21 protein-coding genes and 1 pseudogene are annotated in these 22,749 nt (G+C 71.9%); 17 read left to right on the top strand and 5 right to left on the bottom strand.

Annotated elements, in window-relative coordinates:
* Positions 1-12: 12 nt before the first annotated feature.
* Positions 13-645 (bottom strand): PucR family transcriptional regulator, encoded by a 633-nt coding sequence (locus IF17_RS1000000139970; protein WP_244890562.1) that lies wholly within the window; start codon positions 643-645, stop codon positions 13-15.
* 312 nt (positions 646-957) lie between these two features.
* On the bottom strand, positions 958-1,452 hold the full coding sequence (locus tag IF17_RS0130120) for a MarR family winged helix-turn-helix transcriptional regulator (RefSeq protein WP_030572653.1): 495 nt from the start codon (positions 1,450-1,452) through the stop codon (positions 958-960).
* A 215-nt stretch (positions 1,453-1,667) separates the two neighbouring features.
* Here IF17_RS0130120 and IF17_RS0130115 point away from each other — a divergent pair, with 215 nt between their 5' ends.
* Positions 1,668-2,720 carry an SGNH/GDSL hydrolase family protein gene (locus tag IF17_RS0130115; protein WP_030572650.1) on the top strand — a complete coding sequence of 351 codons (1,053 nt, stop codon included), beginning with the start codon at positions 1,668-1,670 and terminating at the stop codon, positions 2,718-2,720.
* An 83-nt stretch (positions 2,721-2,803) separates the two neighbouring features.
* Here IF17_RS0130115 and IF17_RS0130110 read toward each other — a convergent pair whose 3' ends face one another.
* Positions 2,804-3,451, bottom strand: coding sequence for a nitroreductase family protein (locus IF17_RS0130110; protein WP_030572647.1), 648 nt, complete (start codon positions 3,449-3,451; stop codon positions 2,804-2,806).
* 229 nt (positions 3,452-3,680) lie between these two features.
* On the opposite strand from IF17_RS0130110, the gene IF17_RS0130105 reads away from it, so the two are divergent.
* The 4 genes from IF17_RS0130105 (at position 3,681) to IF17_RS0130090 (ending at position 7,492) form a co-directional block, all read left to right on the top strand.
* Positions 3,681-4,730, top strand: a complete 1,050-nt coding sequence (locus IF17_RS0130105) for an iron-siderophore ABC transporter substrate-binding protein (protein WP_030572644.1) — start codon at positions 3,681-3,683, stop codon at positions 4,728-4,730.
* Positions 4,731-4,780: 50 nt separating this feature from the next.
* Positions 4,781-5,818, top strand: a complete 1,038-nt coding sequence (locus IF17_RS0130100; RefSeq protein WP_030572641.1) for a FecCD family ABC transporter permease — start codon at positions 4,781-4,783, stop codon at positions 5,816-5,818.
* On the top strand, positions 5,815-6,882 hold the full coding sequence (locus IF17_RS0130095; protein WP_030572638.1) for a FecCD family ABC transporter permease: 1,068 nt from the start codon (positions 5,815-5,817) through the stop codon (positions 6,880-6,882). The genes IF17_RS0130100 and IF17_RS0130095 overlap by 4 nt, the downstream gene beginning before the upstream one ends.
* A gap of 67 nt (positions 6,883-6,949) precedes the next feature.
* Positions 6,950-7,492, top strand: coding sequence for a hypothetical protein (locus tag IF17_RS0130090; protein ID WP_030572636.1), 543 nt, complete (start codon positions 6,950-6,952; stop codon positions 7,490-7,492).
* Positions 7,493-7,682: 190 nt separating this feature from the next.
* Here the strand turns inward: IF17_RS0130090 and IF17_RS0130085 are convergent, their stop codons facing one another.
* Positions 7,683-8,339 (bottom strand): DedA family protein, encoded by a 657-nt coding sequence (locus tag IF17_RS0130085; RefSeq protein WP_030572633.1) that lies wholly within the window; start codon positions 8,337-8,339, stop codon positions 7,683-7,685.
* 229 nt (positions 8,340-8,568) lie between these two features.
* Between IF17_RS0130085 and IF17_RS0130080 the strand changes: the two genes are divergently transcribed.
* The 11 genes and pseudogenes from IF17_RS0130080 to IF17_RS0130030 all read left to right on the top strand — a co-directional run bounded on the left by IF17_RS0130080 (position 8,569) and on the right by IF17_RS0130030 (position 21,229).
* Positions 8,569-9,366: a DeoR/GlpR family DNA-binding transcription regulator gene (locus IF17_RS0130080; protein ID WP_030572631.1), complete on the top strand. Its 798-nt coding sequence runs from the start codon at positions 8,569-8,571 to the stop codon at positions 9,364-9,366.
* A 156-nt stretch (positions 9,367-9,522) separates the two neighbouring features.
* Complete coding sequence (locus tag IF17_RS0130075; RefSeq protein ID WP_030572629.1) at positions 9,523-9,927, top strand: cell division protein SepF; 405 nt, start codon at positions 9,523-9,525, stop codon at positions 9,925-9,927.
* Positions 9,928-10,068: 141 nt separating this feature from the next.
* Positions 10,069-10,428 (top strand): nucleotide pyrophosphohydrolase, encoded by a 360-nt coding sequence (locus IF17_RS0130070; RefSeq protein WP_030572625.1) that lies wholly within the window; start codon positions 10,069-10,071, stop codon positions 10,426-10,428.
* Between the two features lie 124 nt (positions 10,429-10,552).
* Positions 10,553-11,053, top strand: a complete 501-nt coding sequence (locus IF17_RS0130065; RefSeq protein WP_030572621.1) for a DUF6099 family protein — start codon at positions 10,553-10,555, stop codon at positions 11,051-11,053.
* A gap of 34 nt (positions 11,054-11,087) precedes the next feature.
* The gene (locus IF17_RS0130060) at positions 11,088-12,011 is read left to right on the top strand and encodes an LLM class F420-dependent oxidoreductase (RefSeq protein ID WP_030572618.1); all 924 of its coding nucleotides are present in this window, start codon (positions 11,088-11,090) and stop codon (positions 12,009-12,011) included.
* A 46-nt stretch (positions 12,012-12,057) separates the two neighbouring features.
* Positions 12,058-12,981, top strand: coding sequence for a homocysteine S-methyltransferase (gene mmuM / locus IF17_RS0130055; protein ID WP_032772818.1), 924 nt, complete (start codon positions 12,058-12,060; stop codon positions 12,979-12,981).
* A gap of 76 nt (positions 12,982-13,057) precedes the next feature.
* A complete protein-coding gene (locus IF17_RS0130050; protein WP_030572612.1) occupies positions 13,058-14,548 on the top strand; it encodes a 3' terminal RNA ribose 2'-O-methyltransferase Hen1 in 1,491 nt (496 codons plus the stop codon).
* Positions 14,545-17,139 (top strand): polynucleotide kinase-phosphatase, encoded by a 2,595-nt coding sequence (locus IF17_RS0130045; RefSeq protein WP_030572609.1) that lies wholly within the window; start codon positions 14,545-14,547, stop codon positions 17,137-17,139. Before IF17_RS0130050 ends, IF17_RS0130045 begins: the two co-directional genes overlap by 4 nt.
* Positions 17,140-17,203: 64 nt before the next feature.
* A complete protein-coding gene (locus tag IF17_RS0130040; RefSeq protein WP_030572606.1) occupies positions 17,204-18,436 on the top strand; it encodes an arginine deiminase in 1,233 nt (410 codons plus the stop codon).
* 178 nt (positions 18,437-18,614) lie between these two features.
* Positions 18,615-19,475, top strand: a pseudogene (argF, locus tag IF17_RS0130035) (ornithine carbamoyltransferase); the annotation flags it as partial.
* Positions 19,476-19,741: 266 nt separating this feature from the next.
* A complete protein-coding gene (locus tag IF17_RS0130030) occupies positions 19,742-21,229 on the top strand; it encodes an amino acid permease (protein WP_030572600.1) in 1,488 nt (495 codons plus the stop codon).
* Here the strand turns inward: IF17_RS0130030 and IF17_RS0130025 are convergent.
* A complete protein-coding gene (locus IF17_RS0130025) occupies positions 21,180-21,629 on the bottom strand; it encodes an ATP-binding protein (protein ID WP_030572598.1) in 450 nt (149 codons plus the stop codon). The two genes, IF17_RS0130030 and IF17_RS0130025, sit on opposite strands and share 50 nt — an antisense overlap.
* A 292-nt stretch (positions 21,630-21,921) precedes the next feature.
* Here IF17_RS0130025 and IF17_RS0130020 point away from each other — a divergent pair, with 292 nt between their 5' ends.
* Positions 21,922-22,749, top strand: coding sequence for an enoyl-CoA hydratase family protein (locus tag IF17_RS0130020; RefSeq protein WP_030572595.1), 828 nt, complete (start codon positions 21,922-21,924; stop codon positions 22,747-22,749).

The raw sequence follows: 22,749 nt of genomic DNA, 5'->3' as shown, positions 1-22,749 counted from the left end.
CGCCCGCCTGGATCAGCGGCAGAGCAGGGCCGCTTTCAGGTCCAGCTTGTGGTCGAGGCGGGCAAGGTCGCGGCCGGTGAGCAGCTCCACGCGCTGGATGCGGTAGTGCACGGTGTTGACGTGCAGATGCAGGGCCTCGGCCGTCCGCGCCCAGGACCCGTTGTGCGCCAGGAAGGTGTCGAGGGTCTCCAGGAGCATGCGGTGGGAGGGGTTCGTGGCATCGGCGAGCGGGCCCAACGCATGGATGCCGAAGGCCGTCCGTACGTCGGTGGGGACGCCCGCGAGCAAGGCGTCCAGGGTCGTGAGGTCGTCGATCGCGGTGAGGTTCGCGCGCCCCGCCCGCTCCGCCGCCGTCAGTGCGTAACGGGCCTGCACCAGCGCTCCGTTGAGCTCGGTAGGCGTCACGGCCGTGGTGCTGATGCCTCCGTACGGAAGCACGGTTTCGTCGCAGGCGTGCAGCGTGGGCCAGAGCTCCTTGAGGGCCGGGACCACGTCCTCCGGCGAACCGGAATCCGTCGCGATCACCGCCGCCGCCCGACCTCCGGCCAGGCTCCCCGTCACGGACCGGTGGCCCACCAGATGGCGCAGAACCTCCACCAGAGCCTCCGCCGCATCGCCCCCGGCCGTCCCCAGGGAGCCCACCATCACCGTGTGGCTGGCGCTCGACGCGGCCGCATGGGGCTGTTGATCACTTCCGTGGGGCGGGGTGCCGGCGGATCGGCCGGGACACGCGCCCCCGGGAGGTCCGGCGTCGCGCAGCGGGGCGGAAGGTCGGGGGTGAGCAGTGATCGTGTCCGTGTCGGTGTCTGTGCTGGTGTCCGTGCTGGTGTGCGTGCCTGGGTCATGGGTCCCACCTGCCTCGTCGGCGGGAGTCCGGACGGGCTCCTACCAGTGATTCGGAGCCGTACGGCAAGGGGATTGGGCCCGGCCCGGACGGGACTCGGTCCGTACCGAGGCTCAGCCCACGTCGAGGATCTTGCCCATCAGCCGGGTCAGGGTCCGGCGCTCGGCCGCCGTGAGGGCGCCGAAGGCCCGGTCCAGCAGGTGCGGTACCCCGGCCTCCGCCTCCTCCAGCACCGGCGCGGCGTCCGGCGTCAGCGTCACCGCGTAGGCCCGGCGGTCCCGGGGATGGCGCTCACGCCGTACGAGACCGGAGTCCTCCAGCCCGTCGATGCACCCCACCATCACGCTGCGGTCGATCCGCAGCTGCTCGCTGAGTTCCTGTTGGGAGCAGGGGCCCACATCGCTGAGCATCTTCAGTACCAGCTGCTGGGCCATCGTGAGCCGCCGTCCGGCCAGCTCCTCGTCCAGCGCGCGGGTCACCAGCGTCGTCGCCCGGCAGAGGGCGACGTCGGGCCGTTCCTGCGCCAGCTTGGCGAAGTACCGGTCGCGTCCGCCGGCTTCCGGCTCCCGGCTGGGCGAGGTGAGGCGGGCAGGCTGTGGGGCGGCCATGGCTGTTCCTCCTGGGTGCGGGACGGCGGGCCCCGCCCGGCGTCGCGGGATGGTCCGGCTCCAGAACGTTTCCGCCCACCGTTTTCGCCTCCAGCCTAGCGCCGCGCCGGAGGGGCTGACCGGTGGCCGAGTCCGGGTGCGCGGCCGAGGTAGCAGGGCGGTGCGTACGCAAGATTGTTGGCCAGCAGATTATTTCTCCTGATACGTTTGCGTGCATGTCGACCGACGCCACTCCCGCTCCGCCGCAGCCCTCCGTGGAGCGGCTCGCCCCGGACGATCCCCACCTCTCCTTCGACGGCATCACCGGTTGGAGCGGGGAGGGCGGCACTGATGGCCTGCTGCCGCTCCGGATGCCCCCGGAGCGGCTCGGCGCCACCCTGTCGGCCAACCTGGCGCGGCTGGCCCGTACCACCGCCGGGGTCCGCTTCGCGCTCCGTACCGACGCCGCCTCCATCGAGCTGGAGGTCGATAACGGCACCGGCGGCTCACCCCTGGACGTCCGGGTCGACGGCCTCCTCGCCCACCGGTGGACAGGCGGGCCGGGCCGCCACCGGATCACCTTCGCGCTCCCCGCCGGCGGTGCGCGCCCGGCGGAGGTGGAGGTCTGGCTGCCGCACCTGGACGCCACCCGGATCGCGTCGGTCTCCCTGAGCGGCCACCGCTCGCCCCCGCTCCCGGTGGACCGGCCGGGCGTCCGCTGGGTGGTGTACGGGAGCTCCATCGTCCACTGCATGTTCGCCGCGGGCCCCTCGGAGGCCTGGCCCGCCCTCGTGGCGGCCGGCCGCGGGTGGCGGCTGCGGAACCTGGGGCTCGCGGGCGAGGCCTACCTCGACCCCGCCCTCGCGCGGACGATCCGGGACACGCCGGCGGACCTGATCACCCTGGAGCTGGGCATCAACGCCTACATCCGGGGCGGGTTCACCGCACGGACCTGGGGGCCGGCCGTCTGCGGCTTCGTGGAGACCGTCCGCGACGGCCACCCGGACACCCCGGTCGTGGTGCTCACCTCGCTCGCCGCGCCCGGACGCGAACAGGCCGTCAACGAGGCGGGGATGACGCTGGTGGAGACCCGGGCGGCGACCTCCGAAGCGGTACGCGTCCTCCAGCGGCTCGGAGACCGGGCCCTGCACCTGGTGGACGGGCTCACGGTCGTCACCGTCGAGGAAGCAGGACGGGTGTACGCCGACGGCCTCCACCCCACGGCCGAGGGCGAGTACGTTCTCGCCGACCGGATCGGCGCGGCGCTGGAGAAGATCCCACTGAGCTGAGCTGAGCTGAGCTGGGCTGAGCTGAGCTGAGCTGGGCTGAGCTGACGGGGCGGGCGGGGAGCCCCTCGCGGCGCCCCGCCCGCCTACCAGCCGTCCCAGTGCGCGATCTCGTCCACGTCCGTCCGCGGCCCGGGCCGGAAGTCCGTACCGATCGTGTGCGCCACCGGGATCAACGCGGCCTGGAGCACGGTCTCGTACGGGATGGAGAGCAGCTCGGCCGCCTCTCGCTCGTAGTGCAGGTGCGGGGTCGTCCACGCGGTGCCGAGCCCCCGGGAGCGGGCGGCCAGCATGAACTGCCAGACGGCCGGGAGGACGGAGCCCCAGGTGTTCGCCTGCCCCACGTGCGAGGCGTTCTCGTGCCGCCCCTGGACCCGGATGCACGGCACCAGCAGCACCGGCACCTCGTGCAGATGGTCGAACAGGTACTGGGCGCTCTCCGCGATCCGCCGGCCGCGCTCCGGATCGCCCCGGTCCACCCCGTCCCGTACGACCTGCTGACGCGGTCGCGTGAAGCCCAGCCGGTACAGGTCCGCGAGGGCCGCACGCTTGGCGGGGTCCGTCACCAGGACGAAGTCCCAGCGCTGCCGGTTGCGGCCGGTGGGGGCCTGGGTGGCGAGCCGCAGGCACTCCTCGATCAGGGCGCGTTCCACGGGCCGGTCCAGATCGAGGCGTCTGCGGACCGCCCGGGTGGTGGTCAGAACCTCGTCGGCGGTCAGGTCGAGCGGGGGCATGGATCTCCGTCCGTACGGCGTTCGGCAGGATCAGCAGCCCGACCGACGGTACGCAGAAATCATCTGTCGGTCAATCATCTTCGGGCAGATTGAAAGGGTGCCGACTGTGTGAGTGCCGCCCTTTCGGGAGGGTTCGGGGAGGGTGCGGGAGGGCGCCATCGGGAGCACCTGTACGTTTAGCTTAGGCTTGCCTAACTCTCACTCGCTCGTCCAACCATGAGGAACACCCATGCTCGGCTTCACCCGCGTGCGTCGTCACACCCTTGCCGCTTCGGCCACCGCCGTCGCCCTCGCCGTCGTCCTGGCCGGCTGCTCCTCGGACGGTGACAGCGGCAAGGACTCGGCCAAGGACGCGGGGAAGAGCGGCGGCGCCTTCCCCGTCTCGATCAAGAGCTCGCTCGGCACCGCGAAGATCGACGAGAAGCCCGAGCGCATCGTCACCCTCGGCCAGGGTTCCGCCGAGACCGCGATAGCCCTCGGCCAGACCCCGGTCGGCATCGAGAGCTACCCGTGGGGCAGCGACAAGTCCGGCTACCTCCCGTGGATCAACGAGGCCGTGAAGAAGTCCGGCGACAAGCTGCCCAAGCAGTTCGCGGGCGGCGAGGAGATCGACTTCGAGGCCATCACCGAGCTGGAGCCGGACGTCATCCTCGCCCCCTGGTCGGGCATCACGCAGAAGCAGTACGACGTCCTCAAGGACATCGCCCCCACGGTCGCCTACCCGGACCAGGCGTGGAGCACCGACTGGGACCAGCAGATCGACATCATCGGCAAGGCGCTCGGCCGGACCGAGGACACCGACGGCCTCAAGACGAAGATCGAGAAGCAGCTCGCCGACGCCGCGGCCACCCGGCCGAACTACAAGGACGTCACCTTCTCCTACATCTACAACTCCGGCCCCGGCACCCTCGGCGTCTTCAAGCCCGAGGAGCAGCGCGTCAAGATGGTCTCCTCGCTCGGCCTGAAGGTCGACCCGGTCGTCAACGGCTTCAAGGAGACCCCCGGCACCGACTCGGCCCTCATCGGCCTGGAGAACGCCGAGAAGCTGAAGGACAGCGACGTGGTCTTCACGTTCTACACGGACGCGAAGAACCGCAAGGAGATCGAGGGTCAGAAGCTGTACGGCGCGATCCCCGCGATCAAGAAGGGCGCCGTCGTCGCGAGCAACGACAACTCCTTCGTCACCGCCTCCTCGATCATCAACCCGCTGACCGTGCCGTGGACGATCGAGCGCTACCTGCCGATCATCGACGAGGCCGTCAAGAAGGCCGGCAAGTAACCCCCGCCGGGTATCCGAACCGCCGAGGCCACCAGGCACACTTCACTCCCATGGCAACCACCACGGTCGCACCGCCGAGCGGCGCCGGTACCTCGCGTACCGGCGCCGCCCGGACGGCGTTCCTCCTGCTCGCGGCGGTCGCCGCGCTGGCCATCGCGCTCTGCGCGAGCGTCATGTTCGGCAGCCGCTCCACCTCGTTCGGCGATGTCCTCGGCGTCCTCGGCGGTACCGCCGACGACAACGTCACCGCCATCATCGAGAGCCGCTACCCGCGCACCGCCCTCGGCGTCCTCGCCGGACTCTGCCTCGCGGTCGCGGGCACCCTCATGCAGGGCGTCTCGCGCAACCCGCTGGCCGAACCGGGCCTCCTCGGCATCAACGCCGGCGCCTCCGCGAGCATCGTCGCCGCGACCGCCTGGTTCGGTGCCTCCGGAGCCACCGACACCATGTGGTGGGCGCTGCCCGGAGCGCTGGTCGCCGGGGTGCTCGTCCATGTCATCGGCTCCGCCGGTACGGGCACGAGCGTGGTGCGCCTGGTGCTCGCCGGGGCCGTGCTAACCGCCGTACTGATGGCGTTCATCCAGGCGGTGACCCTCAGCAAGCCGCAGGTTTTCGACAGCTACCGCTACTGGGTCGTCGGGGCCCTCGGCGGCCGGGACTTCGACGTGTTCTGGTCCGTCCTGCCCTTCGCCGCCGTCGGCTTCCTCCTCGCCCTGGCCCTCGGCCCCGGCCTCAACGCCCTGGCCCTCGGCGACGCGACCGCCGTCGCCCTCGGCTCGAACCCGGCCCGCACGCGAGGCGGCGGGCTGCTCGCCGCCACCCTGCTCAGCGCCGCCGCGACCGCTGCCGTCGGCCCGATCGCCTTCGTCGGACTGGCCGTGCCCCACGTCGTACGGGCCCTGGTCGGCGTCGACTTCCGGGTCCAGCTCCTCTTCTCCGCGCTGCTGGGGCCGAGCCTGCTGCTCCTCGCGGACGTGGTGGGCCGGACCGTCATGCGGCCCACCGAACTCATGGTCGGCGTCGTCACCGCCTTCATCGGCGCACCCGCGCTGCTCATCGCCGTACGCAGGATGCGGGGCACCACATGACCGTCACCGAACCCCTCCGCGCGCCCGTCAAGGCCCCCCGCGGCTACCTGGTCGTCGGCCGCACCGTGGCGATACCGATGCGCCGCGCCTCCGTCCTCGCGGGCGCCGGGCTCTTCGTCCTCCTCCTCACCGCCGCCGTGGCCACGCTCACCTGGGGGCGGCTCGGCCTCGACCTCGCCGACCTGCCCGCAGCGCTCCTCGGGGACGCCGAGGGCAAGGACCGCTTCGTCTTCAACCGGCTGCGCGGCCCCCGCCTCACCGTCGCCATCGGGGTCGGCGCCGCGCTCGGCCTCTCCGGCGCGCTCTTCCAGTCCGTCACCCGCAACCCGCTCGGCAGCCCCGACGTCATCGGCCTCTCCGCCGGGGCGGGCGCGGGCGCCGCGATGTGCGCGCTGATGTTCCCCGACACCGTCCCGGTCGCCGTCGGCGCGCTCCTCGGCGCGGTCCTCGCGATGGCCCTCGTGTACGTCTCCACCGGCACCGGCTTCCGCAACCCCGCCCGGCTCGTCATCGCCGGTATCGGGGTCGCCGCCATGGGCGCAGCCGTCACCCAGTACGTCGTCTACGCCCTGGAACGCGACAAGGCCTCCGTTCTCACCGCCTACGTCAACGGCAGCCTCACCGCCCGCTCCTGGACCGACGCCACCACCATCTGGCTGGTCTTGCTCGCCGCCGCCCCGCTGACCGCGCTGATCTCGCGGCGGCTCGACATCGGCGAGATGGGCGACGACATCGCCGAAGGGCTCGGCGCCGAGCCGAGGAAGGCCAAGACTCTCGCCGTGGTCCTCGCCATCGCCCTCTCGGCGGCCGCCGTCAGCGTCTCGGGACCCATCGCCTTCATCGCCCTGACGGCCCCGCAGATCGCCAAGCGCCTCAGCCGCGGCTCCGGCCCCCACCTGCTGCTCTCGGGCCTCACCGGCGGCCTGCTGCTGGTGGCCGCCGACCTCTGCGCCCAGCAACTGCCGCTCTTCGAGGACCTGCCGGTCGGGATCTACACCATGGCGATCGGCGGCGCCTACCTCGGCTATCTGCTCGTACGGGAGTGGCGCCGGGGAGTCCTCTGACGGTCCGGCCGTGCGCCGCGACGGCGCCGACTGGTCACGTACAGGTTCGTCGACCATACTGCCCGCCGTGGAGCAGAGCATAGATTCGAACAAGAAGCCCGAGTTCGCCGCAGGCACCGACCCGGCGTTCATCCCTCTCCCCGGCCTGGCGGCACCTGTCGCGACCCGGAAGACCGAACCGGAATCGGAGGCCGCACCGGAGACGGACCCGGAGACCGCTCCGGAGCTCGACGAAGCGCCCGAAACGGCTGCGGAGGCTACCGATGCCGAGGCCGACGCGGTGGCCGATGCCGTGGCCGGCGCGGAAGGCGAAGCGGAAGGGGCCGAGGACGGTCCGGTCTTCGAGATCAGCGACCGGCGCGGCTCGATTCGGGTGGCCCGGGAAGGCATCCGGTTCACGCTGGACGACCAGGAGGCCGACTTCGACTGGTCCGAGATCGGCGCGGTGGAGATGAACCCGGCCCGCTTCGGCCGCCGGTTCACCGTGACCGTGCACCTGTCGAGCCGGCGCTGGTTCAACGCCGAGGTCGAGGCGGCGAGCCGGGCGCAGCTCAAGGAGTGGCCGGCCGAGCTGGACGCCGTCCTGGACGCCTACTTCGAGGAGTCCTGAGCGGGCGGCCACGTCCCGGACACCGCCGGGCGGCACTCCCGGCGCCACGGCGCCCGGGGGCGCCCAGCGCTGTCCAGGGGCGGGCGGTGCCGGAAGGGCTCCGGGAACGGGCGCTGCCCGAGGGTGTCCGGAGCCGGGCGGTGCCGGAGGGGGATTCCGTACGGGCCGGGGCCGGGGCCGCAGCCGCCCCTCACTCGCCGCGCCGGGAGTCCTTCTGGCCCCGGACCCGCCTCACGACCCACCAGGTCACCGCCAGCACGGCCAGCCCGAGCACGACCTTGGACATGAGCCCGACGTACGTCCCGACCACGTCCCAGCTGTCGCCGAGCCAGTAACCCGCCAGCACCAGCACGGTGTTCCACACCAGGCTGCCCGCCGTCGTCAGCCCGACGAACACCGGCAGCGGCATGCGCTCCACACCCGCGGGCACCGAGATCAGGCTCCGGAAGACCGGCACCATGCGGCCCAGCAGGACCGCCTTGGTGCCGTGCCGCGCGAACCACTCCTCCGTACGCACCAGGTCCGAGGGCTTGACCAGCGGCAGCTTGGCCCAGAGGGCGTGCATCCGCTCCCGCCCGAACACGGCGCCGAGCCCGTACAGCGCCAGCGCGCCGACGACCGAGCCGAGCGTCGTCCAGAACAGCGCGGAGGCCAGGCTGAGCACGCCCTGCGACGCGGCGAACCCGGTCAGCGGGAGGATGATCTCGCTCGGCAGCGGCGGGAACAGGTTCTCCAGGGCGATGGCCAGGCCGGCGCCCGGCCCGCCGAACGTCTCGACCAGTCCGGTGGCCCAGCCCGCGATACCGCCCTTCGGCTCCTCGGCGGCGACTGACAGGGCGAGGTGCATGAAGGCTCTCCGGCGTGGGGGTGTCGGGTGCGCGGAGGGGCGTCGGCCGCCTCCTGCCACCCATCCTCCCTCACGCCCGTTCCGGCACCGTCGACCGGGTGCGGCCCGAGGCCGGGCCCGGAACTGGGTGGGCGCCGGGGTCCTGTGCGAGGCTTGCGGCGGTCCGGCCACCGGCGACCGCGTTCCCGGGAAGCGCGGAGCCCGGAAGCGGACGGTGAAGGAGACGCACGTGGCGAGGGACGCCCGGTGGGACGCGCTGCTGGAACTGGTCGGCAAGCACGGCAGGGTGGAGGTCGAGGAGGCGGCGGCCGAGCTCGCCGTGTCGGCCGCGACCATCCGCCGCGACCTGGACCAGCTCGCCGAACAGCACCTGCTCACCCGCACCCGGGGCGGAGCGGTCGCGCACGGCGTCTCGTACGAGCTGGCGCTCCGCTACAAGACCGGCCGCCACGCCCCCGAGAAGCAGGCCATCGGCCGCGCGGTCTCCGGCCTGGTCGCCGTCGGGGAGGTGGTCGGCCTGACCGGCGGTACGACGGTGACCGAGGTGGCCCGCGCGCTCGCCGTCCGCCCCGACATCGTCGGCGAGACCACGGTGGCGGGCGGGCAGCCGACGCTCACCGTCGTGACCAACGCCCTGAACATCGCGAGCGAGCTGGCGATCCGGCCGCAGATCAAGATGGTCGTCACCGGCGGCGTGGCCCGGCCGCAGTCGTACGAACTGACCGGCCCGCTGGCCGTCGGCGTGATGAACGAGATCACGCTCGACGTCGCCGTCCTCGGGGTGAACGCCATCGACATCGAACGCGGCGCCTACGTCCACCACGAGGGCGAGGCCAGCGTCAACCGGCTCCTGGCCGAGCGGGCGCAGCGGGTGGTGGTCGCCGCCGACTCCTCGAAGATCGGCAAACGGGCCTTCGCCCGGGTCTGCGACCTCGGCCTGGTCGACGTGCTGGTCACCGACGGGCACATCACGGCGGAGGCGAAGGACCGGTTCGGCGAGGCGGGCGTCCAGGTCATCACGGTGTGAGGGCTCAGGTGCGGTGTGAGGGCTCCGTGTGAGGGACTCGATCAGGCCCTTCGCCGTGTCGTTGGTACGCCGAACGGGTGAGGGACGAGAGGATTGCCCGATGAACAGTGAGCGCAGCCGGCGCGAATGCGACCGGCTTGACGACGGGGTGGCCCTGTGAGCAGGTACGACAGGTACGACAGATATGACGCCACCGACGAACAGTGGGAGGGGCTCGCCCAGGTCGTACCCCTGCGCGGCCGCGACGAGTGGCCGTCCCGGATCGACCACCGCACGGTTCCGGACGAGCGGGTGGCCGAACAGCGCCGCCTGGTCGTGCTGCGGGTGCAGGTCTTCGCGGACGCCCGCGAGGTCGCGGAGTACCTGGTCGCCCAGGTTCCGGTGCTGCTCGACCTGACGGCGGCGGAGACGGATGTGGCCAAGCGCATCCTGGACTTCAGCAGCGGCGTGGTCTTCGGGCTCGGCAGCGGTATGCACCGCGTCGACCGGAACGTCTTCCTGCTGGCTCCGGAGGGCATGGAGGTCGAAGGGGTGACTCCGGCGGGGCTCGCCCAGTCGTAGTCCCTTCTCCGCCCGCCGCCCCTCCTCGTCCCTTCTCCTCCCGCCGTCTCTCCTCGTCCCTCCTCGTCGGCCTCGCCGCCGGACGCCTCGTCAGGGGCGTCCGGGGCGGCGGTGTCCGAGGGCGGTGGTAGACCTGGGGCCGTGACGGAACTCGATGTGGCAGAACTCCAGCGTCGGCTGGCCGCGTTCGCGGCGGCACGGGACTGGGGGCAGTACCACACCCCGAAGAACCTGGCCTCCGCCCTCAGCGTCGAGGCCTCCGAACTGGTCGAGATCTTCCAGTGGCTGACGCCCGAACAGTCCGCCCGGATCATGGACGAGCCCGAAGCGGCCCACCGCGTGGCCGACGAGGTCGCCGACGTCCTCGCCTATCTCCTCCAGTTCTGCGAGGTGCTGGGCATCGATCCGCTGCAGGCGCTGGCGGCCAAGCTGGACCGGAACGAGAAGCGCTTCCCCGTCCCGAACCCTCCGGAACCCCAGGATCGTCACTCTTCGGAGTGATCGACTTATCCACAATCGATTTTGTGTCCACAGATTTCCGATTTCCTCTGGCCTTCCGGTGCCATCTACCTCACTGTGGGTAATGAAAGAGATGAGCGGGTTTTCGTGATGACGGGGGAAAGACATGGAAGCGGAGCGACTCATCGAGTCGGGGCGGCGGGCGCTGTCGGAGAGCAGGGGCGCGCTGGACGTGATGGCGGAGGCCTGGCAGGCCCAGGCCCTCGCGCGGACGGTCGGCAGCCGGCTGGCCCTCTTCGGCCCGATGGAGTTACGGGGCGAGGCGCGGGCCCTCGGTGAGATCGGCGGCGGGTGCGTGGCGCCGGACCACCCGGCGGTCCTCTCCCGGGGCACACGGGCGGCGCAGCTCTCCGGGATCGCCGATGTGCGGGCGGCCCTGACGGGTCTGGCGCTGCTCCTCGGCGAGGCCGGGATCGCGCTGGTCTCGGTGGCCTGCGACACGGGGGAGGACGGGCTCTACTGGCAGTGCATCGAGGCCATGGACGCCGCCGACGAGTCGCTGGACCGGGTGCACGGGCTGCTGAGACGGCTGGCCGAGCGGGAGCGGGAGCGCGACGGCCCCTACGGCGGGATACGGGGCCCGGCCCCCTCGGCGGCGGGGCCCTGAGGAAGAGGCGCCGCCGAAGGGGCAGGATGGGTGCATGGATCTTCGAATCTTCACCGAGCCCCAGCAAGGGGCCGACTACGACACCCTGCTCACCGTCGCCAAGGCCACCGAGGACCTCGGCTTCGACGCCTTCTACCGCTCCGATCACTACCTCCGCATGGGCTCCGGCGACGGCCTGCCCGGCCCGACCGACGCCTGGATCACGCTGGCCGGCCTCGCCCGCGAGACCAAGCGGATCCGGCTCGGCACGCTGATGACGGCGGGCACGTTCCGGCTGCCCGGTGTGCTCGCCATCCAGGTGGCCCAGGTCGACCAGATGTCCGGTGGCCGGGTCGAACTGGGCCTGGGCGCGGGCTGGTTCGAGGAGGAGCACAAGGCCTACGGCATCCCGTTCCCGAAGGAGAAGTTCGGCCGGCTGGAGGAGCAGCTGGCGATCGTCACCGGTCTGTGGGCCACGGAGGTCGGCAAGACCTTCAGCTACGACGGCACCTATTACCAGCTCACCGACTCACCCGCGCTGCCGAAGCCGGCCCAGGCCAAGGTGCCCGTCCTGATCGGCGGCCACGGCGCGACCCGCACCCCGCGCCTCGCCGCGCAGTACGCCGACGAGTTCAACATCCCCTTCGCCTCGCTGGAGGACAGCGAGAAGCAGTTCGGCCGGGTCCGGACCGCGGCGAAGGCGTTCGGGCGCGACCCGGACGACCTGGTGTACTCCAACGCCCTGGTCGTCTGCACCGGCAAGGACGACGCGGAGGTGGCCCGGCGCGCGGCGGCCATCGGCCGGGACGTGGAGGAGCTGAAGGCCAACGGGCTGGCCGGCTCGCCCGCCGAGGTGGTCGACAAGATCGGCCGGTACGCGGCGATCGGCTCGTCCCGGATCTACCTCCAGGCCCTCGACCTGGGCGACCTGGACCACCTGGAGCTGATCTCCTCGCAGATCCAGTCCCAGCTGACCTGACCCGGTTTCCCGGTGGATTCTTCACCGGGAGAGGGACGAGGAGGAGATGGCCGTGAACTCCGGCCGTACGCTCGCCGCAGCGCTGGCGGAAGGGCCCGTCCTGCTGGACGGCGGCCTCTCCAACCAGTTGGAAGCACAGGGGTGCGACCTCTCCGACGCGCTCTGGTCGGCCCGGCTGCTGGCCGACGCGCCGGAGCAGGTCGAGGCCGCCCACCTGGCGTATCTGCGCGCCGGAGCGCAGGTGCTCATCACGGCCAGCTACCAGGCCACGTTCGAAGGGTTCGGGCGCCACGGGATCGGCCCGGAACGGACCGGGGCGCTCCTCGCCCGCAGTGTGGACCTGGCCCGGCGGGCGGCCGGCGCGGCCCGCCGGGCCGACCCGGAGCGGGAGATCTGGGTCGCCGCCTCGGTCGGCCCGTACGGGGCGATGCTCGCGGACGGCAGCGAGTACCGGGGGCGGTACGGGCTCACCGTCCGGGAGCTGGAGCGCTTCCACCGGCCCCGGGTGGCGGCGCTCACCGAGGCGGGGCCCGACGTGCTGGCGCTGGAGACGGTGCCGGACATGGACGAGGCCGAGGCGGTGGTGCGGGTCGCCGAGGAGACCGGGCTGCCTCTCTGGCTCTCGTACAGCGTGGCGGGCGGGCGGACCCGGGCCGGGCAGCCGTTGGAGGAGGCCTTCGGGGTGGCCGCCGGGCGGGAAGCGGTGGTGGCCGTCGGGGTCAACTGCTGCGACCCGGCCGAGGCGGAGGAGGCGGTGCGGGTGGCGGTGGAGGTCACGGGCAAGCCGGCCGTGGTCTACCCGAACAGCGGGGAGGGCTGGGACGCGGAAGGGAGGGGATGGACCGGGGCGAGCACCTTCGACCCGGGGCGGGTGCGGGCCTGGACGGGGGCCGGGGCACGGCTCGTCGGCGGCTGCTGCCGGGTGGGGCCGGACCGGATCAAGGAGCTGGCGGGGCTGCTGGGCCCCTGAGCAGGATCGAGGCGGGGCTGCTCGGCCCCTGAAAATGCCTGGTGAGGGGCGCGGGATGCAGACCATACTCGGACAGGTGTTCCTGACAATCAGTACGACCGGCACCCCTGACCGCCCCGCCACGGACCTCGGCTTCCTGCTGCACAAGCATCCCGACCGGGCGCAGGCGTTCTCCACCTCGCACGGCGCGGCACACGTCTTCTACCCCGAGGCGTCCGCCGAGCGCTGCACGGCCGCACTCCTGCTGGAGGTGGATCCGGTGGCGCTGGTGCGGCGCGGCAAGGGCAAGGGCCGGGGCGGTGCGCCCGACGCGGCGCTCGCGCAGTACGTCAACGACCGCCCCTACGCGGCCTCCTCACTGCTCTCGGTCGCCCTCGCCACGGTGTTCAAGTCCGCGCTGGGCGGTGTCTGCAGGGCCCTGCCCGAGCGGGCCGTGGCCCCGCTGCCGCTGCGGATCGAGGTGCCCGCGCTGCCCGCCCGGGGCGGTGCGGAGCTGGTGCGCAGGCTGTTCGGGCCGCTCGGCTGGGAGCGGGTCGAGGTGGCGCAGGTGGCGCTGGACGAGCAGTTCCCCGAGTGGGGCGCGTCGCGCTACGTACGCCTGGTGCTGGAGGGGGAGTCGCGGCTCGCCGACGCCCTGCGCCAGCTCTACATCCTGCTGCCGGTCCTCGACGACGCCAAGCACTACTGGGTCGCGCCCGACGAGGTGGACAAGCTGCTGCGGGCCGGTGAGGGCTGGCTGGCCGACCACCCCGAGCGCCCCCTCATCACCCGGCGCTACCTCTCCCACCGCTGGGGGCTGACCCGCCAGGCGGACCAGGCCCTGGAGCTGGTCCGGCTCGCGGAGTCGGACGACCTCGACGTGGACAGCGTCGACAACGCCGTGGACGAGAGCACCGACACCGAGGAGAAGCCGGTCCCGCTCGCCGAGCACCGGCGCACCGCGATCCTCGAAGCGCTGCGCGGAGCCGGTGCCCACCGGGTCCTCGACCTGGGCTGCGGCCAGGGCCAGTTGGTGCAGGCGCTCCTCAAGGACGTGCGGTTCACCGAGATCGTCGGTGTCGACGTGTCGATGCGCGCCCTCACCATCGCCTCGCGCCGGCTGAAGCTGGACCGGATGGGGGAGCGCCAGGCGGGCCGGGTCGCCCTCCAGCAGGGCTCCCTCACCTACACGGACAAGCGGCTCAAGGGGTATGACGCCGCGGTGCTCAGCGAGGTCATCGAGCACCTGGACCTGGACCGGCTGCCCGCGCTGGAGTACGCGGTCTTCGGCTCGGCGCGGCCGGGCACGGTGCTCGTGACCACGCCGAACGTGGAGTACAACGTCCGCTGGGAGAGCCTCCCGGCCGGGCATGTGCGCCACGGGGACCACCGCTTCGAGTGGACGAGGGCCGAATTCCGGGAGTGGGCCGCGAAGGTGGCCGAACGCCACGGGTACACCGTCGCGCATCTGCCCGTCGGCCCGGACGACCCCGAGGTCGGCCCGCCCACCCAGCTGGCCGTCTTCACCCTGACCGACACCGCGACCGACAAGAACAACGAGAAGAAGAAGGGGGCGGAAGCCGCATGACGAACGACGACAGCAGAAACGACGACAGCACGAGCACCGACACCACCACCGGCACCGCCGCCCGCACCCTGCCCGTGACCGACCTCTCCCTCGTCGTCCTCATCGGCGCCAGCGGATCGGGCAAGTCCACCTTCGCCCGCAAGCACTTCAAGCCCACCGAGATCGTCTCCTCGGACGTCTGCCGGGGCCTCGTCGCCGACGACGAGAACGACCAGAGCGCCAGCCGCGACGCCTTCGACGTGCTCCACTACATCGCCGGCAAGCGCCTCGCCGCCGGGCGGCTCACCGTCGTCGACGCCACCAGCGTCCAGTCCGAGAGCCGCAAGCAGCTCGTCCGGCTGGCCCGCGAGCACGACGTGCTGCCCATCGCCATCGTTCTGGACCTCCCCGAGGAGGTCTGCGCCAAGCGGAATGCCGCCCGCCCCGACCGGGCCTCCATGCCCCGCCATGTCATCCAGCGCCACCGCCGCGAGCTGCGGCGCTCGCTGCGCGGCCTGGAGCGCGAGGGCTTCCGCAAGGTGCACATCCTGCGCACCGAGGAGGAGGCCGAGAGCGCTGAGGTGGTGCTGGAGCGCCGGTACAACGACCGGCGCCACCTCACCGGCCCGTTCGACATCATCGGCGACATCCACGGCTGCCGCTCCGAGCTGGACACCCTGCTCGGCACGCTGGGTTACGTGGACGGCGCCCACCCCGAAGGGCGTACGGCCGTCTTCGTCGGCGACCTCGTCGACCGGGGCCCCGACAGCCCGGGTGTGCTCCGCCGCGTCATGTCCATGGTCGCGTCGGGCAACGCACTGTGCGTCCCCGGCAACCACGAGAACAAGCTCGGCCGCTATCTCGCGGGCCGCAAGGTCCAGCAGACCCACGGCCTCGCCGAGACCGTCGAGCAGCTGGAGTGCGAGGACGCCGAGCACCCCGAGTTCCGGCAGCAGGTGCGGGAGTTCATCGACGGGCTCGTCAGCCACTACGTGCTCGACGGCGGCAACCTGGTGGTCTGCCACGCCGGACTGCCGGAGAAGTACCACGGCCGCACCTCCGGCCGGGTCCGCTCGCACGCCCTGTACGGGGACACCACCGGCGAGACCGACGAGTTCGGCCTGCCCGTGCGCTACCCGTGGGCCGAGGACTACCGGGGCCGCGCCGCCGTGGTCTACGGCCACACCCCCGTGCCCACCACTTCCTGGATCAACAACACCATCTGCCTGGACACCGGCGTCGTCTTCGGCGGGAAGATGACCGCGCTGCGCTGGCCGGAGCGCGAACTCGTCGACGTACCGGCCGAGAAGGTCTGGTACGAGCCCACCAGGCCGCTGGCCACCGAGGCGCCCGGGGGCCGGGAGGGCAGGCCGCTGGACCTCGCCGACGTCCAGGGCCGCCGGGTCGTGGAGACCCGCCACCTGGGCCGCGTCGCCGTGCGCGAGGAGAACGCGGCGGCCGCGCTCGAGGTGATGAGCCGGTTCGCCGTCGACCCGCAGCTCCTCGCCTACCTCCCGCCCACCATGGCGCCCACCGCCACCTCCCGGGAGGACGGCTTCCTGGAGCACCCGGCCGAGGCGTTCGCGCAGTACCGCGCGGACGGCGTGGAGCGGGTGGTGTGCGAGGAGAAGCACATGGGCTCCCGGGCCGTCGCCCTCGTCTGCAAGGACGCGGAGGCCGCCACCGCCCGGTTCGGCACGGACGGCCCGACCGGCGCCCTCCACACCCGCACCGGCCGCCCCTTCCTCGACGACCGGGCCCTCACCGAGGTGATCCTCGGCCGGCTGCGTACGGCCGTCACCGCGGCCGGGCTCTGGGAGGAGTGGGACACCGACTGGGTGCTGCTCGACGCCGAGCTGATGCCGTGGTCGCTCAAGGCCGGCGGGCTGCTGCGCTCGCAGTACGCCGCGGTCGGCGCGGCCTCCCGCGCGGTGTTCCCCTCCGCCCTCGCCGCACTGGAGACGGCCGCCGCCCGTGGCGTCGACGTCGGCGACCTCACCGGGCGGCAGCGCGGCCGGGCCGAGGACGCGGCCGCGTTCACCGAGGCGTACCGGCGCTACTGCTGGTCCACCGAAGGGCTGGACGGGGTGCGGCTCGCCCCGTTCCAGATCCTCGCCGTCCAGGGCCGCTCGCTGGCCGCCGTCCCGCACGACGAGCAGCTGGCCTGGCTGGACCGCCTCGTCGAGCACGACCCGACCGGGCTGCTCCAGGTCACGCGCCGGCTCGTCGTGGACCCCGCCGACGAGGCGTCCGTCCGCGCGGGCACCGACTGGTGGCTGGAGATGACCGGGCGCGGCGGCGAGGGCATGGTCGTCAAGCCGCTCGGCGCCCTCGTCCGGGACGCCAAGGGCCGCCTGGTCCAGCCGGGCATCAAGGTGCGCGGCCGGGAGTATCTGCGCATCATCTACGGCCCCGAGTACACCCGCCCGGAGAACCTGGAGCGCCTGCGCTCCCGCTTCCTCGGCCACAAGCGCTCGCTCGCGCTGCGGGAGTACGCGCTCGGCCTGGAGGCGCTGGACCGGCTGGCGGACGGCGAGCCGCTGTGGCGGGTCCACGAGGCGGTCTTCGCCGTCCTGGCCCTGGAGTCGGAGCCGGTGGACCCCCGGCTCTGAGTGCAGCGCCAAGCCGTGGGCGATTCGCGGGGTGAACGGTGCTCCGCCCGGTGAGGATGAAGACATGGGATTCCACGTCGACTCCGAAGCCGGGCGGCTGCGCCGCGTCATACTGCACCGCCCCGATCTGGAACTGAAACGGCTGACCCCCTCCAACAAGGACGCGCTCCTCTTCGACGACGTGCTCTGGGTGCGCCGGGCCCGGCAGGAGCACGACGGGTTCGCCGACGTCCTGCGCGACCGGGGCGTGGAGGTGCACCTCTTCGGGGACCTCCTCCAGGAGTCCCTGGACATCCCGGTCGCCCGCCGGCTCGTCCTCGACCGGGTCTTCGACGAGAAGGAGTACGGGCCGCTCGCCACCGAGCACCTGCGCGCCGCCTTCGAGGAGCTGCCCTCGGCCGAGCTGGCGGAGGCCCTGGTCGGCGGGATGACGAAGCGCGAGTTCCTGGAGCGGCACAGCGAGCCGACCTCCGTCCGCTTCCATGTGATGGACCTGGACGACTTCCTGCTCGGCCCGCTGCCCAACCACCTCTTCACCCGGGACACCTCCGCCTGGATCTACGACGGGGTCTCCATCAACGCGATGCGCTGGCCCGCCCGGCAGCGCGAGACCGTCCACTTCGAGGCGATCTACCGCCACCACCCGCTCTTCACCGGCCCGGAGGCGGGCGTCTTCCACCACTGGTCGGAGGGGCAGGACGACTACCCGTCCACGATCGAGGGCGGTGACGTCCTGGTCATCGGGCAGGGGGCGGTCCTGATCGGGATGAGCGAGCGCACCACCCCGCAGGCGGTGGAGATGCTGGCCCGTGGCCTCTTCGACGCCGGTTCGGCCCGCACGATCGTGGCGCTGGACATGCCCAAGGCCCGCGCGTTCATGCACCTGGACACGGTGATGACGATGGTCGACGGCGACACGTTCACCCAGTACGCCGGGCTCGGCATGCTCCGCTCGTACACGATCGAGCCGGGCAGCGGCCCCCGCGAGCTGAAGGTCACCGACCACCCGCCCGAGCACATGCACCGGGCTATCGCCGCCGCCCTCGGCCTCGACTCCATCCGGGTGCTCACCGCCACCCAGGACGTGCACGCGGCCGAGCGCGAGCAATGGGACGACGGCTGCAACGTCCTGGCGGTCGAGCCGGGCGTCGTCATCGCGTACGAGCGGAACGCGACCACCAACACCTATCTGCGCGAGCAGGGCATCGAGGTCATCGAGATCCGGGGCAGCGAGCTGGGCCGGGGGAGGGGCGGACCGCGCTGCATGAGCTGCCCGGTCGTGCGGGACCCTGTGTAGTACCAGCTGTGTTCTACCAGCCAGGTAGCACCAGCCGTGCAGTACCAGCGCTTTCGAGACAGGGGCCAGAAGGTTTCCGGACCAGGGGGCTGTATAGGAATGCGGATGGTCGTATAGACTTCCAGAACTGTATGACGATCCCCGTTCCGCCTGCCCGTCCCACCCTGGAGCCGTCACCATGGCCATCGACCTCACCGGCCGCCCCTTCCTCAAGGAGCTGGACTTCACCGCCGAGGAGATCCTCGGCCTGGTCGCGCTGGCCGGTGAGCTGAAGGCGGCCAAGAAGGCGGGTGCCGAGGTCCGGCGGCTGCGCGGGAAGAACATCGCGCTGATCTTCGAGAAGACCTCGACCCGTACGCGCTGCGCGTTCGAGGTGGCCGCCGCCGACCAGGGCGCCTCCACCACCTACCTGGACCCCTCGGGCTCCCAGATGGGCCACAAGGAGTCGGTGAAGGACACCGCCCGGGTGCTCGGCCGGATGTTCGACGGCATCGAGTACCGGGGCGACAGCCAGCAGGTGGTCGAGGAGCTGGCCGCGTACGGCGGTGTCCCCGTCTTCAACGGGCTCACCGACGACTGGCACCCCACGCAGATGCTCGCCGACGTGCTGACCATGACGGAGCACAGCGACCGGCCCGTCACGGAGCTGGCCTTCGCCTACCTCGGCGACGCCCGCTTCAACATGGGCAACTCCTACCTGATCACCGGCGCCCTCCTCGGCCTGGACATCCGGATCGTCGCCCCCGAGATGTACTGGCCGGCCCCCTCCGTCGTGGAGCAGGCCGAGAAGCTCGCCGCGGTCAGCGGCGCGAAGGTCACGCTCACCGCGGACATCGCCGAGGGCGTCCGCGGCGCCGACTTCGTCGCCACCGACGTCTGGGTCTCGATGGGGGAGCCCAAGGAGGTCTGGGACGAGCGCATCGCCGCGCTCGCGCCGTACGCCGTGACGATGGACGTGCTGCGGGCCACCGGCAACCCGGACGTGAAGTTCCTGCACTGCCTGCCCGCCTTCCACGACCTCGGCACCCAGGACGCCCGAATCGCTCCGCGATGAGGACGTTCCAGCGCCTTGCGATGCACCGCACCAGACGCCGCGGCCTATCCGGCCCTGATCCGCCGGACACGCCCTAAGGGTCAGCGGTTTGCATGGTTCCTCGCCCGATTGGGTGAACATGCGCGGTGGTGGCTACGATGTCGCCTCTGGTGGGGTTCGGGCTCTGACATGCCTGGGCCCCTTTCCCGTGCCGCCCCGGGTGCGCACGGGACCGTCCCCCCACTGCACCACCAGAGAAGAGAACGTCCCGCATGAGCCCCGGCCTGCCGACACCCGGCACCCCGAAGAGTCCCGGCCTCTCCCGGCCCGGACTGCGCCGCAAGAGCCCCGACATGCTCATCGCCGAATCCGGCGGAGACCTGGAGGGCCACGGCCTCAGGCGGACGATGGGCCTCTTCCAGCTCGTCTGCTTCGGTGTCGGTGCCATCGTCGGCACCGGCATCTTCGTCGGCCTCTCCGACACCGTCGCCGAGGCCGGACCCGCCGTCGTCATCTCGTTCGTCCTGGCCGCGATCACCTGCATCTTCACCGCCTTCTCCTTCGCGGAGCTGGGCAGCGCGATCCCGGTCTCGGGCAGCTCGTACTCCTTCGCGTACGCCGCCCTCGGCGAGCGCACGGCGTTCCTCGTCGGCTGGTGCCTGATGCTGGAGTACGGCGTCTCGGTCTCCGCGGTCGCGGTGGGCTGGAGCCAGTACGTCAACGAGCTGCTGAACAGCCTGATCGGCTGGCAGCTGCCCGCCGCCGTGTCCGCGGGGCCCGGCGACGGCGGCGTGATCAACCTCCCGGCGATCGTCGTGATCGCGATGGCAGCCACCCTGCTGGTGCGCGGCGTCCGGGAGAGCGCCAACGCGACGGCCGCCATGGCGGTCCTGAAGATCGGCATCCTGCTGGCGTTCTGCGCGATCGCGTTCACCGCGTACCAGGACGACAACCTCGTGCCGTTCGCGGGCCACGGGCTCGGCGGGATCACGGCCGGTGCCTCGCTGGCGTTCTTCTCGTACATCGGCTTCGACGCGATCACCACCGCCGGCGAAGAGGTCAAGAACCCCCGCCGGAACATTCCGATCGCCATCCTGATCTGCATCGGCGTCGTCACGCTGCTCTACTGCGCGGTGGCGCTCTCGGCCATCGGCGCGCTCGGCGCGGACGCCGTCTCCGACAAGCCCGCGGCCCTCTCGCTCGTCGTCAACCAGGTCACCGACTCCTCGGTCGGCGGCGGCATCATCGCCTTCGGCGCGGTCGTCGCCATCGCCTCGGTGGTGCTCGCCGTGATGTACGGGCAGACCCGCATCCTGATGTCGATGTCCCGCGACGGGCTGATCCCGCGCGTCTTCGAGCGCGTCTCGCCCAAGACCCACACCCCGGTCGCCAACACCTGGATCGTGGCCTGCGTCTTCGCCGTCCCGGCCGCCTTCGCGTCGCTGGACGTCGTCGTCAACCTGACGACCATCGGCACGCTCGCCACCATGGTCGCGGTCAATGTGGCCGTCGTGGTGCTCCGCCGCCGCAACCCGGAGCTGGAGCGCACCTTCCGGGTGCCGCTCTACCCGGTCAGCCCGGTGCTCGGCGTCGTGTTCTGCCTGTACCTGATGTACGGGACCGGCTGGACGACCTGGCTCCAGTTCGCGGTCTTCCTCGCCGCCGGTTCGCTGCTCTACACCTTCTACGGGCGCAAGCGGTCCCGGCTGGTCAGCTCTCCGGGGACGGACCCGGCTGGGACGGTATCGCCGGAAGCGTGAACCAGACTGCCTTGCCGTGCTCCGTCGTGCGGTGACCGCAGGCGGAGCTGAGGGTCCGGATCAGCAGCAGGCCGCGGCCGTGCTCCTGCCAGGGGTCGACCTCGTAACCGGGCTGCGGGCGGGACAGGTCACCGGGCGGAGCGGGGTCGTGGTCGTGCACCTCGACCTGGCAGCCGGTGGGCAGCAGCTCCACGACCAGCTCGATCGGCTCGCTGCTCACCGTGTGCTCGACCGCGTTCGCGACCAGCTCGGCGGTGAGCAGCTCGGCGGTGTCGCTGTCCGCCGGGGCATGGATGTCCGACAGGGCGGTACGGACCAGGGCGCGGGCGATCGGCACGGCTGCCGTGGAGTGCGGCAGGGCGATGCGCCAGGAGGCGGGAACAGGGACATCGGGCGGCACGGCGGGGTTCCGTTCGGGAGCGGGACTTCCTTGGAGCGGGATTTCTCGACTCATCGGGGTCTCTCGACTCATCGGCATCGCGTATCGAGACTTCCTGGGGTCAACCTTACGAACCGCACGGCCCTGGCCATAGAGGCGGTCGACCGGTGCAAACAGGACTTTCGCCACAACAGTCTCACGGCTGGCGTATCGCGACCTCGTGACGACAGTCACGTACGGGTGATAACTTCGGGGGTGGAACGCGACCCGCGCACGGTCGGCAACCCGCCCGAATGCTGAAGGGAACCCCTTCATGAGCTCGTTTCCCAGCTCCGCCCCGCGGGTGGAGGAGTGGCGTCATCTCCGGATCACCCGGGACGACGGTGTGGTGACCGTCACACTGGACCGCCCCGAGAAACTCAACGCCCTCACCTTCGGCGCCTACGCCGATCTGCGCGACCTGCTCGCCGAGCTGACCCGGGAACGCTCCGCCCGCGCCCTCGTGCTCGCCGGTGAGGGGCGCGGCTTCTGCTCCGGCGGCGACGTCGACGAGATCATCGGCGCCACCCTCGCCATGGACACCGCCGCCGTCCTGGAGTTCAACCGGATGACCGGCCAGGTCGTACGGGCCCTGCGTGAGTGCCCCTTCCCGGTCGTCGCCGCCGTCCACGGGGTCGCCGCCGGAGCGGGAGCCGTGCTCGCCCTCGCCGCCGACTTCCGGGTCGCCGACCCCTCCGCCCGCTTCTCCTTCCTCTTCACCCGGGTCGGCCTCTCCGGCGGTGACATGGGCGCCGCCTATCTGCTGCCCCGGGTCGTCGGCCTCGGCCACGCCACCCGGCTGCTGATGCTCGGGGACGCCGTCCGGGCCCCCGAGGCGGAGCGGATCGGACTGATCAGCGAGCTGGCCGATGAGGGGCAGGCCGACGCCCGCGCCGCCGAGCTGGCCCGCCGCCTCGCCGACGGCCCCGCCCTCGCCCTCGCCCAGACCAAGGCGCTGCTCACCGCCGAACTGGACATGCCGCTCGCCGCCTCCGTCGAGCTGGACGCCAACACCCAGGCGCTGCTGATGCACGGCGAGGACTACGCGGAGTTCCACGCCGCCTTCACCGAGAAGCGGCCGCCGAAGTGGCAGGGGAGGTAG

The sequence above is a fragment of the Streptomyces cyaneofuscatus genome, from assembly GCF_000718135.1.
Taxonomy (GTDB): Bacteria; Actinomycetota; Actinomycetes; order Streptomycetales; family Streptomycetaceae; genus Streptomyces; species Streptomyces cyaneofuscatus.
This window is presented reverse-complemented; position numbering and strand designations above follow the sequence as displayed.